Source organism: Paenarthrobacter nicotinovorans (genome assembly GCF_007670255.1).
Lineage (GTDB): Bacteria > Actinomycetota > Actinomycetes > Actinomycetales > Micrococcaceae > Arthrobacter > Arthrobacter nicotinovorans_B.
Genome location: NZ_SZVS01000001.1, coordinates 136,459 through 149,734 on the forward strand (window position 1 = coordinate 136,459; position 13,276 = coordinate 149,734).

A 13,276-nucleotide genomic window follows, 5' to 3' on the forward strand; every position below is an offset into this window, starting at 1 on the left:
ATGGGTACAGTCACCGCAAGAATGCAGCACGGAAATGAACAGGGGCTCGACTTTGGCAGGGAATGCAACCTTCCGGCACAGCAACACCGCACTGCTCTCGGTGAGCAGCGTCGAAGCTCCGAGAATTGTGAGTTCGACAGACTTTGACCACAGGCTCGCATCCACCTTGAAGCGTCTGAAGTTTCCGCCCCGTTTGCTGGAGCGGGTAGCCGGCATCACCCACCGCAGATGGTGGGCAGCGGGAACATCCTTCGATGACGCCGCTGTTGACGCGGGGGCCAAGGCCATGGCGGAAGCTGGCGTGGAAGCTTCCGAAATCGGTCTGCTGATCAATACCTCCGTGACCAGGCGAAACCTGGAACCTTCAGTGGCGGTCAAAATCCACCATGAACTCGGCCTGCCATCGTCGGCCCTGAATTTCGATCTGGCCAACGCCTGCCTGGGCTTCGTCAACGGCATGATCCTGGCGGCCAACATGATTGACTCCGGCCAAATCAAGTATGCGGTGATTGTGAACGGCGAAGATGCCCAAAGCACCCAGGAAGCTACGTTGGAAAGACTGCAGCGGCCCGACACCACACGGGAAGATTTCAACCGGGAATTCGCCACGCTGACGTTGGGATCGGGCGCTGCCGCGGCCGTCCTGGGGCCCGCGGACGAGCACCCTGGCGGCCACAGGCTCGTCGGGGGCGTGATGCGGGCAGGTACCGAGCACCACCAATTGTGCGTAGGCGGTATCGACGGCATGACGACAGACACCAAAGGCCTGCTGGATGGCGGCCTTCAGCTGGTGGTGGATGCCTGGCATGAGGCCCAGCCGGAGTGGGACTGGGCAGCGATGGACCGTTATGTCACCCACCAAGTCAGCAACGCCTATACGCAAGCAATCATCAATGCCATCGACCTGGACCCGGACAAGGTGCCCATCACCTTCCCGCACTGGGGGAACGTTGGCCCTGCTTCGCTGCCCATGACCCTCGCTGCCGAGGCCCAATCGTTGACTTCCGGAGACCGGGTCTTGTGCATGGGAGTCGGTTCGGGCCTGAACGCAGGGATGGTGGAGATCGTTTGGTAGCCACAAGCTGGCCTGGCGTCGACCCTGAATGGTCGCGGATAGTTCGAGTCAGGTCGACGTCGGCAGTTGACGCGCCCGGCACAACGCACCGCTGGCACATCCTGGATAACGGCCCCCAACTGGCCCGGCGTGGCCTGACTCCTGCCGGCACTCTGCTGTGTGTCCATGGGAATCCCACGTGGTCCTATCTTTGGAGGACACTGCTGGCTGCGGGATCCGATGCCGCCCATCCATGGCGCGTCGTCGCCGTTGACCAACTGGACATGGGCTTTTCGGAGCGAACAGGCACTTTCCGTCGCCTGCACGATCGGGTCAACGACCTTGGCGATCTCAGCGATGCCTTGGGCCTGGACGGCCCGGTCACCACGGTAGGCCATGACTGGGGAGGAGTCATCAGCCTCGGCTGGGCTCTGGCTCATCGGGACAATCTAGCAGGCGTGGTCCTCACCAACACGGCCGTCCACCAGCCCTCGGGTACGAGTATCCCTCCGGCGTTGCAGCTCGCCCTGCACCCTGCGGTGCACAGCTGGGGCACCACCACTACAGATGCCTTTCTCAGGGTGACCCATTCCTTGGCCCATCCGCCGCTGCACACCGATGTCCGCAAAGCCTATATGGCTCCCTATCGAGGCGCGCACCGCCGCTTGGGTGTGGGGAACTTCGTGGCCGATATTCCGGTGGATGAAACCCACCCCAGCTTCACTGCCCTCCACGATATCGCGGAGGGTCTGCGCGGACTTGACGTGCCGACCCTAATGCTGTGGGGCCCCAAGGATCCCATCTTTTCCGACAGGTACCTCAAGGACCTGATGGAGCGGCTTCCGCAGGCGGACGTCCATCGCTTCGAAGGCGCCGGTCACTTGGTGGCAGAGGACAGGGACATCGCCACGCCACTCTTCCAGTGGCTCGCTGGCCGCGGTGTAGCCGTCGGCGGCCGTGGGCCTGACAGTCGCCCGCCCGAGCAAACCCGGGATGAGGCCTTCCGCCCGTTCTGGGATTCCGTGGAGAGGCTGGCCAGCGGAACTGACGGCACGGAGACGGCTGTCGCCGAAATGGGCAGCGACGGCAAGATCAGCCGCTCGCTGAGCTGGCGGCAGCTGCATCAGAACATCCTGGATCTCCAGGAAGGACTCCACGGGGCCGGCGTGGGCAGCGGAACGCGAGTGAGCCTGATGGTTCCCCCCGGCGTGGACCTCACCGTGACGCTCTACGCCTGCTTGCGGTTGGGCGCCATCGTGGTGGTAGCCGACGCCGGGCTGGGAGCCAAAGGACTCAGCCGGGCAGTCAAGGGCGCAACCCCCGATGTCATCATTGGCATCGACAAGGCCTTGGTCGCGGCCTCACTGTTCGGCTGGCCGGGGCGTCGGTTCAGCGTGCGCGACCTTCCTGCGGGCCGCCGTCGAATGCTTGGAGCCGAAACCTCGCTCGATGCCTTGGCGAGGCAAGGCGCAGCAGCTGCGCACCGATCACAAGCGGACTACGTCGAACCTGACGCGCCCGCGGCAGTTCTCTTCACCTCTGGCTCTACCGGCCCCGCGAAAGGTGTCCTCTACACGCACCGGCAACTGACCGCGATGCGCGATACCGTCGGTGGAACCTTCGGCATCCAAGCCGGTTCCAAGCTGGTGGCAGGCTTTGCTCCGTTCGCTCTGCTGGGGCCGGCGCTCGGTGCGGTCTCCGTCACCCCTGATATGGACGTTACAGCGCCAGGCACTTTGACTGCAGGGGCCCTGGCGGACGCAGTGGCAGCTATCGATGCGACGGTGGTTTTCGCCGCGCCTGCTGCGTTGCGGAATGTGGTGGCTACCGGTGACGCCCTGACTGGACCGGGTCGCGAGGCCTTGGGCAAAGTAGGACTGCTGTTGTCCGCCGGCGCGCCGGTGCCGGAGCCACTGCTGTCCCGTGTCCAGAAACTGTTGCCCCACGCGTCGTTGAGGACCCCTTATGGCATGACCGAAGCGCTCCCGGTCACCGACATCAGCCTTCAGCAGATCCAGGCCGCTGCAACTGACGCGGCAACCGGCAACTGTCTCGGTGCGGGTAACGGTGTTTGCGTGGGGACGCCCGTGCAGGGGGCACGCCTGGCGGTCATCCCCTTGGATGGGCACGGCAAGGCCTCCGGTTCGTCTCCGGTAACCGAAGCCGCCGTCACAGGGGAAATCCTGGTGGGTGCACCGCACGTCAAGCAGGCCTACGACAGGCTGTGGCTGACCCAACAGGAAAGCGTCAATCCATCGGGATGGCACCGTACCGGCGACGTCGGCCATTTCGACGCCGAGGGTCGGCTGTGGGTGGAAGGCCGCCTTGTCCATGTCGTCACCGCGCCTAACGCCGTGGTGACGCCGGTAGGTGCGGAACAAGCCATCGAACAACTGGAAAGCGTCCGTCTTGCGGCCATTGTCGGGGTGGGGCCCAGTGGCACCCAAGCCGTTGCCGCCGTCGTCGAGACCGTACCGCCCGCCCCCAAAGCTGGTCCGGCGGCGCCACAGCTTGCCGCCAGTGTCCGGCGCGCTGCGTTGGAGGCCGGCGTCGAGGTGTCGGCCGTGCTGCAGGTGCCGGCGCAGCCGACGGATATCCGACACAACGCCAAGATCGACAGGACCCGCCTGGCCCGTTGGGCCAACCGTGTACTGGCCGGCGGCCGCCCGGGGAAGCCATGAGGGTCCTCGTTACGGGAGCCAGCGGGCTTCTGGGGGGTGAGGTGGCGCGCGTCCTGGTGCGCCAGGGCCACGAGGTCACCACCTTTCAGCGGAGACGCTCGGGAGTTGACGGAGCTAGGGACGTTTGCGGTTCGGTGACCGACGACGCCGATGTGCTCCGGGCGGTGGACGGGATGGAAGCAATCGTCCATCTGGCAGCGAAGGTTTCCTTTGCGGGCCGTGCTTCGGACTTTCACAATGTCAATGTCGAGGGGACACGGCGCCTGCTCGAGGCAGCCCGCACAGCGGGAGTGCGGGACACGGTGTTCGTCTCCTCTCCGTCGGTTGCGAACTCCGGTCAGGCCATTGCCGGCCTTGGGGCAGAACCTGCAGACCCGTTGCGGGCGCACGGCCACTATTCGCGAACCAAGGCTGAAGCGGAACTATTGGCCCTGGCCTTCGATGCCCCGGAGTTCAGGGTCGCCGCGGTACGGCCACACATTGTCTGGGGCCCCGGCGATACCCAATTGGTGGAAAGGGTCCTGGCGCGGGCCGCACAGCACCGCCTGCCGCTAATCGACGCCGGGGCGGCACTGATCGACACCACCTATGTGGACAATGCTGCATCGGCAATAGTTGCAGCCCTTCATCGGATGGACCATGTTCGGGGTAAAGCGCTGGTGGTGACCAATGGCGAGCCACGCCCCATTGGCGAGCTGCTGGCTGACATTTGTGCGGCCGGGGGAGTTCAAGCGCCCACCTGGGCGGTGCCGGGCGTCGTTGCGAGGTCCGTCGGCTCCGTGGTGGAAAAAGTTTGGACATGGTCGCGGCGCAGCGACGAGCCCCCAATGACGAGGTTCCTCGCCGAACAGCTCTCCACTGCGCACTGGTTTGATCAACGCCAGACCCGGCGGCTTCTTGACTGGTCGCCGGTGGTGACCCTTGATGAAGGATTGGCCCGGCTGGCAGAGTACAACAAAGGCAGAAGAAGCGACCTGACACCGAAGGACTGACATGGCATTGAAACCTGGAGCCCATGTGGAGTGGAACACCCCGCAGGGCAAAACCCACGGCAAGGTCGTCGAGAAGAAAACCAGCGACTTCGAACTCGACGGCAATACCCACCGTGCCAGCGAGGACGAGCCGCAATACGTGGTGGAATCCGGGAAAACGGGAGCCCGTGCCGCACATAAGGAGTCGGCGCTCACCGAGAAGTAGCAGCCCCCTGCAGTTGGCGAAGAGCGAGCAGGGGGAACAGCAGGACTGAGAGCATTCCCGCACCGACAAGCGCGGATGCAATGCCGCTGGAAATCAGGTCCTGGTCCCGACCGATGCCCGTCACGGCCACGATCACCGGCAGTCCTGTTGCCCCAAAGAGCACAATGGCGCGCTTGCCGGAGACTGGGGAGCCGGCCGGAGCTGCGAGCAGCGACGGCAAGCCGCGGACAACCAGGAGCAGGACGAGGAACAAGGGAACCATGGCCAGGGCCAGTGGGCTTGAGGTCAAAGCGGCGAGTTCGAAATCTATGCCCGTGTCGATGAAGAACACCGGAACCAGGAAGCCGAAGGCGATGGCGTCGATTTTCCTGTCGATGACGATCCGGTCCGCTTCAGGTGCCCTGGCAATCGCTACTTTCCACAAGACGCCGGCGGCGAACGCACCCAGCAGCATGTCCAGTCCCAGAAGCATGCTCAGGACGACGAGCGAGCTGAGGATCAACATAATGGACCGGACCGCGAACTGGCCGCTGGTGTGGAGGGTCCGGGTCACCTGCTGATGAAACAGGATGTGCCGGGAACGTGATGCGAGCAAAATCGCCACAACCGTCAGCAAAACGAAGCCGAGAAGGACCCCCGACGCCGTGCCCAGTTGCTTGCCACTGAAAAACAGGGAGATGGCAATGAGCGGGCCGAATTCGCCCACCGCGCCCAAAGCGGCCACCCCAATGCCGATGGGGCTCTTGGCCTGGCCCGCGTCCCGGAGGATGGGCAACAGTGTTCCCAGGGCAGTGGAGGACAGCGCGACGCCGATGATCACCGCTGCTTCCACTGCAGACACCAGCGCGAATCCGGCTGCTATTCCGGCGGCCAGCGAGATGACCCAGCCAATAGAGGCCCGGATGATGGGCCGGCCACGGATGGCCCCGAAATCGATTTCGTTGCCCGCGACGAAGAACAGCATGGCAAGCCCAAAATCCGCCAGAGTATCGGTGAACTGCGTGGACTGGACCCACCCCAGGACGCTGGGACCGAGCAGCATCCCAAGGACGATCTCGAACACCACGATGGGGATCTTCGCTATCGGCTCCACAACGCGGGCAGCAAGGGGAGCCGCAACGGCCATGGCGGCAATGAGGACCAGCGACACGGACAAGCTTTCCATCACCGAAACCTCCGCCTACCGGCTTGCTGCCGGGGAGAACCGCCCGTCAGGGACGCCCGGGCCATTCCCTGCCGGCCCAAGGATCGTAGTCCGCAATCAGCGCCTCCTGCTGTGGACGCCCCTGCTCGGGGACATGCTGGAGGTTGACCCTGACGCGGTACCAGAGGGAACTCGATCCGCGCATCCCATCGATCAGAATGTCGGCCGGGTGCAGTTTCGAAACGACATCAGGATGCTGGCTCTTCCATTCCTCCAACGCAGCCAGTGCCTCTGGCTTGGTCTTGGTACGCGCCACTTCAATGAGCGGCATTGAGGATGTCCGCCGACCCGAGCCATCTCCTGGCCGTGGGGCCTTCTCAGCGGGGCCAAGTTCGGTGGCCAAAGCGAGCAACCCCTCCAGCGAGCCGGCCTCGTCGTCGATCCCGGAATGGGGATCACCACCGGAAGCGAACCGCTCAGGAACCGTCAGAACCGTGAACTGCTCAGGCCGGGCGGAGCGTACCTCGTCCCACGTGAGCGGCATGGAGACCCGGGCATCGGGTCGCGACCGTACGGAGTAGGCGGAAGCTACTGTCCGGTCCTTGGCGTTCTGGTTGAAGTCCACGAAGACACTCTCACCCCGTTCTTCCTTCCACCATCGGGCTGTGGCAAGTCCGGGTGCCCGGTTCTCCACTTCACGGGCGAGGGTCTCTGCAGCCAGGCGCACGTCACGGTATGACCATCGCGGCGCGATCCGCACCAGGATGTGGAGTCCCCGGGAGCCGCTGGTCTTGGGCCATCCCACAAGACCGACGTCCCCCAGCACTTCCCGCGCGACATAGGCGGTGTCCACGATCTGGGACCAGTCGACGCCGGGCATAGGGTCCAGGTCTACACGGAGTTCGTCGGGATGGTCCAGGTCTTCGGCCCTCACAGGATGCGGGTTGAGGTCAAGGCACCCCAGATTCACAACCCACGCCAAGCCGGCGGCATCCCGGATGACCGTCTCCTCTGCCGAGGTGCCCGATGAATAGTGCAGTGTCGCTGTGTCAATGAATGCGGGGTGGTTCTCCGGAACCCGCTTCTGGAAGAAGGGTTCGGCGTCGATGCCCTTGGGGAAACGCTTGAGCACCATAGGCCTGCCGCCCGCCCCACGCAGGGCGCCGTCGGCTACTGAGAGGTAGTAGTTGACCAGATCGAGCTTGCTGACACCCGGTTCCGGAAATACCACTTTGTCCGGGTTGGAGATCCGGACTTCTTCGCCGCCGACGTCGAGTACTTCCGCCGGTGTCTTGGAGGGGCTCATGCGGTCACGCTAGCAATGAACATCGGATCCAACCAGAGGTTGGCCGACTATATTGGCCATGTCAGCCCACCACCACAACTGAGGGAGCCTGCACGCAATGGCCAAGGAACTTGCCACCCAACTCATCGAACAACTCCAGGCTGCCGGTGTGCAGCGGATTTACGGGATTGTGGGCGACAGCCTCAATCCCATCGTTGACGCCGTCCGCCAGACGGGAGGCTCGAAAAACGGGGGCATTGACTGGATTCACGTCCGCCATGAAGAGGCGGCCGCGTTTGCGGCAGCAGCTGATGCGCAACTGACCGGAAAGCTGGCAGTCTGCGCGGGATCGTGCGGCCCCGGAAATCTGCATCTGATCAACGGACTCTATGACGCCAACCGCACCGGCGCCCCCGTACTGGCCATCGCTTCCCATATTCCCAGCAGGCAGATTGGCAGCGGCTTCTTCCAGGAAACCCATCCGGACCGGCTTTTCAACGAGTGCTCCGTCTATTCGGAACTTGTCAGTACCGCCGAACAGGCACCCCGGGTCATGCACAACGCCATCCAAAATGCCATTGGCCTCGGTGGGGTCGCGGTGGTTACCCTTCCCGGCGATATCGCCGGTCTCGAGGCTGCCGCCCCGACGCCTTTGCCGGCGACGTTCCGTCCAGCGAGCCTGGTGCCGGACACTGCAAGCGTCCGCGAACTGGCAGATGCCATCAACGACGCCGGTAAGGTCGCCATTTTTGCCGGTGCCGGCGTGGAGGGCGCCCATGACGAGTTGATGTCGCTGGCAGGCCTGATCAACGCTCCGATCGGCCACTCGTTGCGGGGCAAGGACTTTGTCCAGTACGACAACCCCTTCGACATCGGCATGACGGGCCTGCTCGGCTACGGGGCAGCGGCTGAGGGTATCGAGGACGCGGACCTGCTGATCCTCCTGGGCACCGACTTTCCCTACGACCAATTCCTTCCTGAAACCCGCACCGCCCAAGTTGACCGGGCTGCAGAGCGGCTGGGGCGACGCACCGACGTCGACATTGCCGTCCATGGCGACGTGCTGCCTACGCTTACTGCCCTGCTGCCGCTGGTGAAGCCCAAGAAGAGCCGTCGTTTCCTTGACCAGATGCTGAAGAAGCATGACCGCCTCATGAACAAAGCGGTGGGTGCCTACACCCGCAAGGTGGAGAAGAAGCAGCCCATCCACCCCGAATACGCGGCCTCGTTGCTGGACCAGCTTGCCGCCGAGGATGCGATCTTCACCGCGGACACCGGAATGTGCAACGTCTGGACGGCACGCTACATCAATCCTTTGGGAACCCGGCGCCTGATTGGGTCCTTCCTCCACGGGTCCATGGCGAATGCCCTCCCGCACGCCATCGGTGCCCAGGTGGCGTATCCAGGGCGCCAAGTGGTGTCCGTGTCCGGCGACGGTGGCCTCTCGATGCTCCTGGGTGAACTCATCACAGTGGCAGCGCACCAGTTGCCGGTCAAGGTAGTGGTGTTCAACAACTCCACCTTGGGCATGGTCAAGCTGGAAATGCTGGTGGACGGACTTCCCGACTTTGGCGTGGACGTGCCTGACGCCAACTATGCGGAGGTCGCGAAGGCGTTGGGCTTCCATGCCATTCGGGTCACCGATCCCGCTGACATCGAGGGTGCCTACCGGGCGGCCTTCGCCCACCCGGGTCCGGCGTTGGTGGAACTCATTACGGACCCCAACGCATTGTCCATCCCGCCGAAGATTTCCGGGTCGCAGGTCATCGGTTTCGCCACGGCCATGTCCAAAGTGGTCCTGAACAGGGGAGCCGGAGAAGCTGTAAGCATGGCACGCAGCAATCTCCGGAACATTCCCCGGCGGTAGGCTACCGCGCCAGGGCGGCGGCAAGGTAAGGAGCGGTCCGGCTGTCGTTGGAATGCGCGACGACGGCCGGCGGCCCAGCCGCCATGACCGTACCGCCGGCGTCGCCGCCTCCGGGGCCCAGATCGATCACCCAGTCCGCTCCCGCGACCACGTCCATGTCGTGTTCGACCACTACAACCGTGTTCCCCGCCTCCACCAGCCTGCGCAGTTGGGCCATCAAAAGCTGCACGTCGGCGGGGTGCAATCCGGTGGTGGGTTCGTCCAACAAATACAGAGTGTGGCCCCGTTGGATCCGTTGCAATTCGGTGGCCAGTTTGATGCGCTGGGCTTCACCACCGGAGAGTTCGGTCGCAGGCTGGCCCAGCCTCAGGTAGCCAAGGCCAACCTCTTGCAGGGTCTGAAGGCTGCGGGAGACAGACGGCAGATCCTTGAGGAACCCCGACGCGGCCTTCACGGTCATCCCCAGGACGTCAGCGATGTTCTTTCCCCGGTACGTGACCTCAAGGGTTTCGGGGTTGAAACGTGAACCGTGGCACTCCGGACAGGGCCCGTAGCTTCCAGGCAGGAACAGCAGTTCCACAGCCACGAAGCCTTCACCCTGGCAGGTCTCACAACGACCTCCGGGAACGTTGAAGGAAAACCGGCCCGCCCCAAATCCGCGGGCCCGGGCACCGTCGGTAGCGGCGAATTCCTTCCGGACTCCATCGAAGAGCCCGGTGTACGTGGCCAGATTGGAACGTGGCGTGCGGCCGATGGGTTTCTGGTCCACCTGTACGAGACGGTCGAGACCGCCGAGTCCGGATACCGGCAGCGCCTGGCCCTCGGTGGAAGGATCCCGATGCAGCCCGGCCTCCACCACACCGGCCAGTACCCGGCTGACCAGGGTCGATTTGCCCGAGCCGGACACTCCCGTCACTGCCGTGAACACGCCCAGCGGGAAATCCACGTCAAGGTTGCGCAGATTGTGCTGGCTGACGCTGCGAATGTTCAGCCAGCCTGTGGGTTCCCGCGGGCCTTCGGTCGTTCCGCGCTTTCGAGCTGCATGGCTCTTGTCCGCGACCAGGAATGGTCTGGTGATTGAGTCCCGCACCGACGCCAAACCTTCCACAGGGCCGCTGTAGAGCACTCTGCCGCCGCCCTCTCCGGCATGCGGTCCAACATCCACGAGCCAGTCGGCGGCACGAACGACATCCATGTTGTGTTCGACCACAAAGACGGAGTTGCCGGAGCGCTTCAAGGTCTCCAACACCGCCAGGAGAGGTTCGGCATCGGCTGGGTGAAGGCCCGCGGAAGGCTCATCCAACACGTAGATCACACCAAAAAGGCCGGAGCGCAGCTGGGTGGCGATCCGGAGGCGCTGCATTTCGCCGGGGGACAGGGTTGGCGTTGGCCGACCCAGCGCGAGGTAGCCCAGTCCGAGATCCAGCAGGACGGTGATCCGGCGCAGGAGATCACGCGTGATGGCGATGGCAACTTCATTGGTTTCGCCGGATGTCTGCGTACGGGAGGCAGTGTTGGCGCTCTTCAACCCGGCGGTTGGACGCAGAAGTGTGGCGAGGTCTGTCATGGGCAGCGCATTGAGCTCGGCGATTGTTTTGCCCTCAAAGGTAACGGCGAGTGCCTCGGGCCTGAGTCCACTGCCACCGCAGACCGGGCATAGTCCCGTTTCCATGAAGCGCAGCACGCGCTCCCGCATGGCGTTGCTCTTGGAATCCGCCAAGGTATGCAGGACGTACCGTTTCGCGCTCCAGAACCGTCCCTTGTATGGCTTGGCCACCCGGTCCCTCTGTGGTGTCACTTCCACCACTGGTTGTTCGTCGGTGAAGAGGATCCAGTCGCGGTCCTTTTTGGAAAGCTTCTTCCAAGGAGTATCGACGTCGTATCCCAGGTGAGTGAGGATGTCACGGAGATTCTTCCCTTGCCATGCGCCGGGCCATGCCGCAATGGCACCCTCGCGGATGCTCAGCGAGGTGTCGGGAACCAGGGATCCCTCTGTCACTGTGTGAGCCACTCCCAAGCCATGGCATTGGGGGCATGCGCCGGCAGCAGTGTTCGGGGAGAAGGCATCGGAATCGAGTTGGCTGGCCCCTTCCGGATATTTGCCCGCGCGGGAATAGAGCATCCGGAGGGAGTTGGAAAGCGTCGTGAGAGTGCCGACGCTGGATCGGGCAGTGGCGGTTCCGCGCCGTTGTTGAAGTGCGACGGCGGGCGGCAGGCCGGCGATTGACTCCACTTTGGGGTTGTGGCCCTGCTGGATGAGGCGCCTGGCGTACGGTGCGACGGACTCGAAGTAGCGACGCTGTGCTTCGGCAAAAATGGTGCCGAACGCCAGGGAGGACTTTCCCGAGCCGGAGACACCTGTGAAAGCGACGATGGCGTCCCGTGGAACGTCCACGTCCACGTTGCGCAGGTTGTTTTCCTCGGCACCGCGCACTTTGACCATGCCGTCGTCGAGGTCTTCGTCGGAGGCCCGCCCCGCGTTGCCGCGCCCGGGGCCGTTGGCGATTATCAGGTCACTGTCCATTTGAACGACTCTATCGGGCGTAGCGCTCATGGTTGTTCCGGCAGGCCTTGCCGTTAACGTCTCGCACGTCACCTAACCTACTAGGGGAAGGCGACTGTGCCTTTCCTGGGTGTCTCGGGCAGTTCGTTCCGTGGGGGAAGACTTGTGATTAGAAGAATAGTGTCAGTTGGGGTACTTGCAGTGACGGTGGCGCTGGCAGCCGTTTCGGTCCCGACGGCAGCCGAAGCGGCTGCGCAGGTCTACAACCCGTGCCAGCGTCTAAGCGCCGGGCAGGTGAAGTATCCGTCGTATGGGGCCAACAGGGTCACGTTTGCGACAGCGGTGGACCGCTCCCAGTCGGCTGTGGTCATCACAGGTTGTGTCAGGTCCGGAAGCGGGTATGCGCAGGAATGGCAGACGACAGGATTTGCCGGGTCCAAGGGGTTTTCGGCCCAGAACATGGCGTGGGAAGACACCTGGAAGTCGCCAACAGGCAGCTTCAGTTTCACCGAAGCCTTGGGAAGGTCCAACCCGGGAACCACGCTGAAGTACTACACCGTGAACCCCTACTCCCGCTGGGGAGGTGAACGCGGCCCCAATTACAACCAATACTTCGAAGGGATTGGCGGCGAATCGGACGAGAACCTCTGGACGTACATGAACCAAGGGTTTTATGAGCAAGCAGCCGTCATTAATTGGAACCGGTACCCGGACATGCCCACTGTGCAAGGTGCCTCCTTCGCCATCTTTTTCCACGCCGGGAACGTTCCCAGCGCCGGGTGCATTTCCACGAACCTTGGCACGGTGGTCCAGCTCCTTAAGACCAACCGGCCTGGCGATCGCATCATCATGGGCGCGGTGGACGACATTTTCACCCCCTACAGCAGCTCGCCTTTTGGAGCGATCACCAACAAATATGCAGCGCTGGGTGGGCCGGCCTATGCCGGTAACCCTGTGAGCAACGAGATGTATGGACTCAAGAACGGCGGTGCGGGCCAAGCCTTCCAGCTTGGCTCCATTTACCATTCTCCTGTGTCCGGGACGTTCTTCAGCACGGGCGTTATCCGGGGGAAGTGGGGATCAACAGGCTACGAGAACGGGATCCTTGGCTACCCGGCTTCCGATGAGATGCCAATGACCCGCGGTGCCCGTGGGCAGGCCTACCAGAACGGGTCCATCTATTGGGGCGGAAGTACAGGTGCCGACGTAAGCATGGGCGCCATCCGCGCTGCCTGGGGTTCGACGGGATACGAGAAAGGCTTCCTGGGTTATCCGACTACTGACGAGATATGGGGCATGGCCAAAGGCGGCATTGGCCAAGCGTACGAGGGCGGGTCGATCTATTTCACGCCCGCGACAGGAGCCCATATCAGCATGGGTGCCATCCGCTCAATGTGGGGCCAACAAGGATTCGAGAAGGGCGCCCTCGGCTACCCTACGACGGATGAGTATCGAACAAACGGCGCTGTAGTTCAAGATTTCCAAGGCGGAAGCATTGCGTGGTTCGGCGCAAGTGGCAAGGTGACGTTCAAAGGCTGAACCCCG

General features: G+C 63.4%; 9 protein-coding genes. 6 read left to right on the plus strand and 3 right to left on the minus strand.

Going from position 1 to position 13,276, the window contains the following annotated elements; translation table 11 throughout:
* Positions 1-52 precede the first annotated feature (52 nt).
* From FDP28_RS00690 to FDP28_RS00705, 4 genes are read left to right on the plus strand one after another with little or no spacing between them, the layout of a single operon-like run.
* The gene (locus tag FDP28_RS00690) at positions 53-1,075 is read left to right on the plus strand and encodes a 3-oxoacyl-ACP synthase III (RefSeq protein WP_144658696.1); all 1,023 of its coding nucleotides are present in this window, start codon (positions 53-55) and stop codon (positions 1,073-1,075) included.
* A complete protein-coding gene (locus FDP28_RS00695; protein WP_144658697.1) occupies positions 1,069-3,735 on the plus strand; it encodes an alpha/beta fold hydrolase in 2,667 nt (888 codons plus the stop codon). The genes FDP28_RS00690 and FDP28_RS00695 overlap by 7 nt, the downstream gene beginning before the upstream one ends.
* On the plus strand, positions 3,732-4,727 hold the full coding sequence (locus FDP28_RS00700; protein WP_144658698.1) for an NAD-dependent epimerase/dehydratase family protein: 996 nt from the start codon (positions 3,732-3,734) through the stop codon (positions 4,725-4,727). The genes FDP28_RS00695 and FDP28_RS00700 overlap by 4 nt, the downstream gene beginning before the upstream one ends.
* A 1-nt stretch (position 4,728) precedes the next feature.
* Complete coding sequence (locus FDP28_RS00705) at positions 4,729-4,932, plus strand: hypervirulence associated TUDOR domain-containing protein (RefSeq protein ID WP_144658699.1); 204 nt, start codon at positions 4,729-4,731, stop codon at positions 4,930-4,932.
* Here FDP28_RS00705 and FDP28_RS00710 read toward each other — a convergent pair.
* Together FDP28_RS00710 and ligD are read right to left on the minus strand one after the other, a co-directional pair.
* The gene (locus FDP28_RS00710) at positions 4,919-6,097 is read right to left on the minus strand and encodes a cation:proton antiporter (RefSeq protein WP_144658700.1); all 1,179 of its coding nucleotides are present in this window, start codon (positions 6,095-6,097) and stop codon (positions 4,919-4,921) included. The two genes, FDP28_RS00705 and FDP28_RS00710, sit on opposite strands and share 14 nt — an antisense overlap.
* A gap of 46 nt (positions 6,098-6,143) precedes the next feature.
* Complete coding sequence (ligD, locus tag FDP28_RS00715; RefSeq protein WP_144658701.1) at positions 6,144-7,382, minus strand: non-homologous end-joining DNA ligase; 1,239 nt, start codon at positions 7,380-7,382, stop codon at positions 6,144-6,146.
* Positions 7,383-7,479: 97 nt separating this feature from the next.
* Between ligD and FDP28_RS00720 the strand changes: the two genes are divergently transcribed.
* Positions 7,480-9,228 (plus strand): pyruvate dehydrogenase, encoded by a 1,749-nt coding sequence (locus tag FDP28_RS00720; RefSeq protein WP_144658702.1) that lies wholly within the window; start codon positions 7,480-7,482, stop codon positions 9,226-9,228.
* Between the two features lies 1 nt (position 9,229).
* Here FDP28_RS00720 and uvrA read toward each other — a convergent pair whose 3' ends face one another.
* The gene (gene uvrA, locus FDP28_RS00725; protein WP_186313460.1) at positions 9,230-11,752 is read right to left on the minus strand and encodes an excinuclease ABC subunit UvrA; all 2,523 of its coding nucleotides are present in this window, start codon (positions 11,750-11,752) and stop codon (positions 9,230-9,232) included.
* A 159-nt stretch (positions 11,753-11,911) separates the two neighbouring features.
* Between uvrA and FDP28_RS00730 the strand changes: the two genes are divergently transcribed.
* Entirely contained in the window at positions 11,912-13,270 is a 1,359-nt protein-coding gene (locus tag FDP28_RS00730; RefSeq protein ID WP_144658704.1) for a hypothetical protein, read from the plus strand.
* Positions 13,271-13,276 lie beyond the last annotated feature (6 nt).

Bases quoted from the DNA above. Each gene is read 5' to 3' on its own strand.
- FDP28_RS00700 (WP_144658698.1), top strand. From the start codon at position 3,732: ATGAGGGTCCTCGTTACGGGAGCCAGCGGGCTTCTGGGGGGTGAGGTG.
- FDP28_RS00705 (WP_144658699.1), top strand. From the start codon at position 4,729: ATGGCATTGAAACCTGGAGCCCATGTGGAGTGGAACACCCCGCAGGGC.
- FDP28_RS00710 (WP_144658700.1), bottom strand. From the start codon at position 6,097: ATGGAAAGCTTGTCCGTGTCGCTGGTCCTCATTGCCGCCATGGCCGTT.
- ligD (WP_144658701.1), bottom strand. From the start codon at position 7,382: ATGAGCCCCTCCAAGACACCGGCGGAAGTACTCGACGTCGGCGGCGAA.
- FDP28_RS00720 (WP_144658702.1), top strand. From the start codon at position 7,480: ATGGCCAAGGAACTTGCCACCCAACTCATCGAACAACTCCAGGCTGCC.
- uvrA (WP_186313460.1), bottom strand. From the start codon at position 11,752: ATGGACAGTGACCTGATAATCGCCAACGGCCCCGGGCGCGGCAACGCG.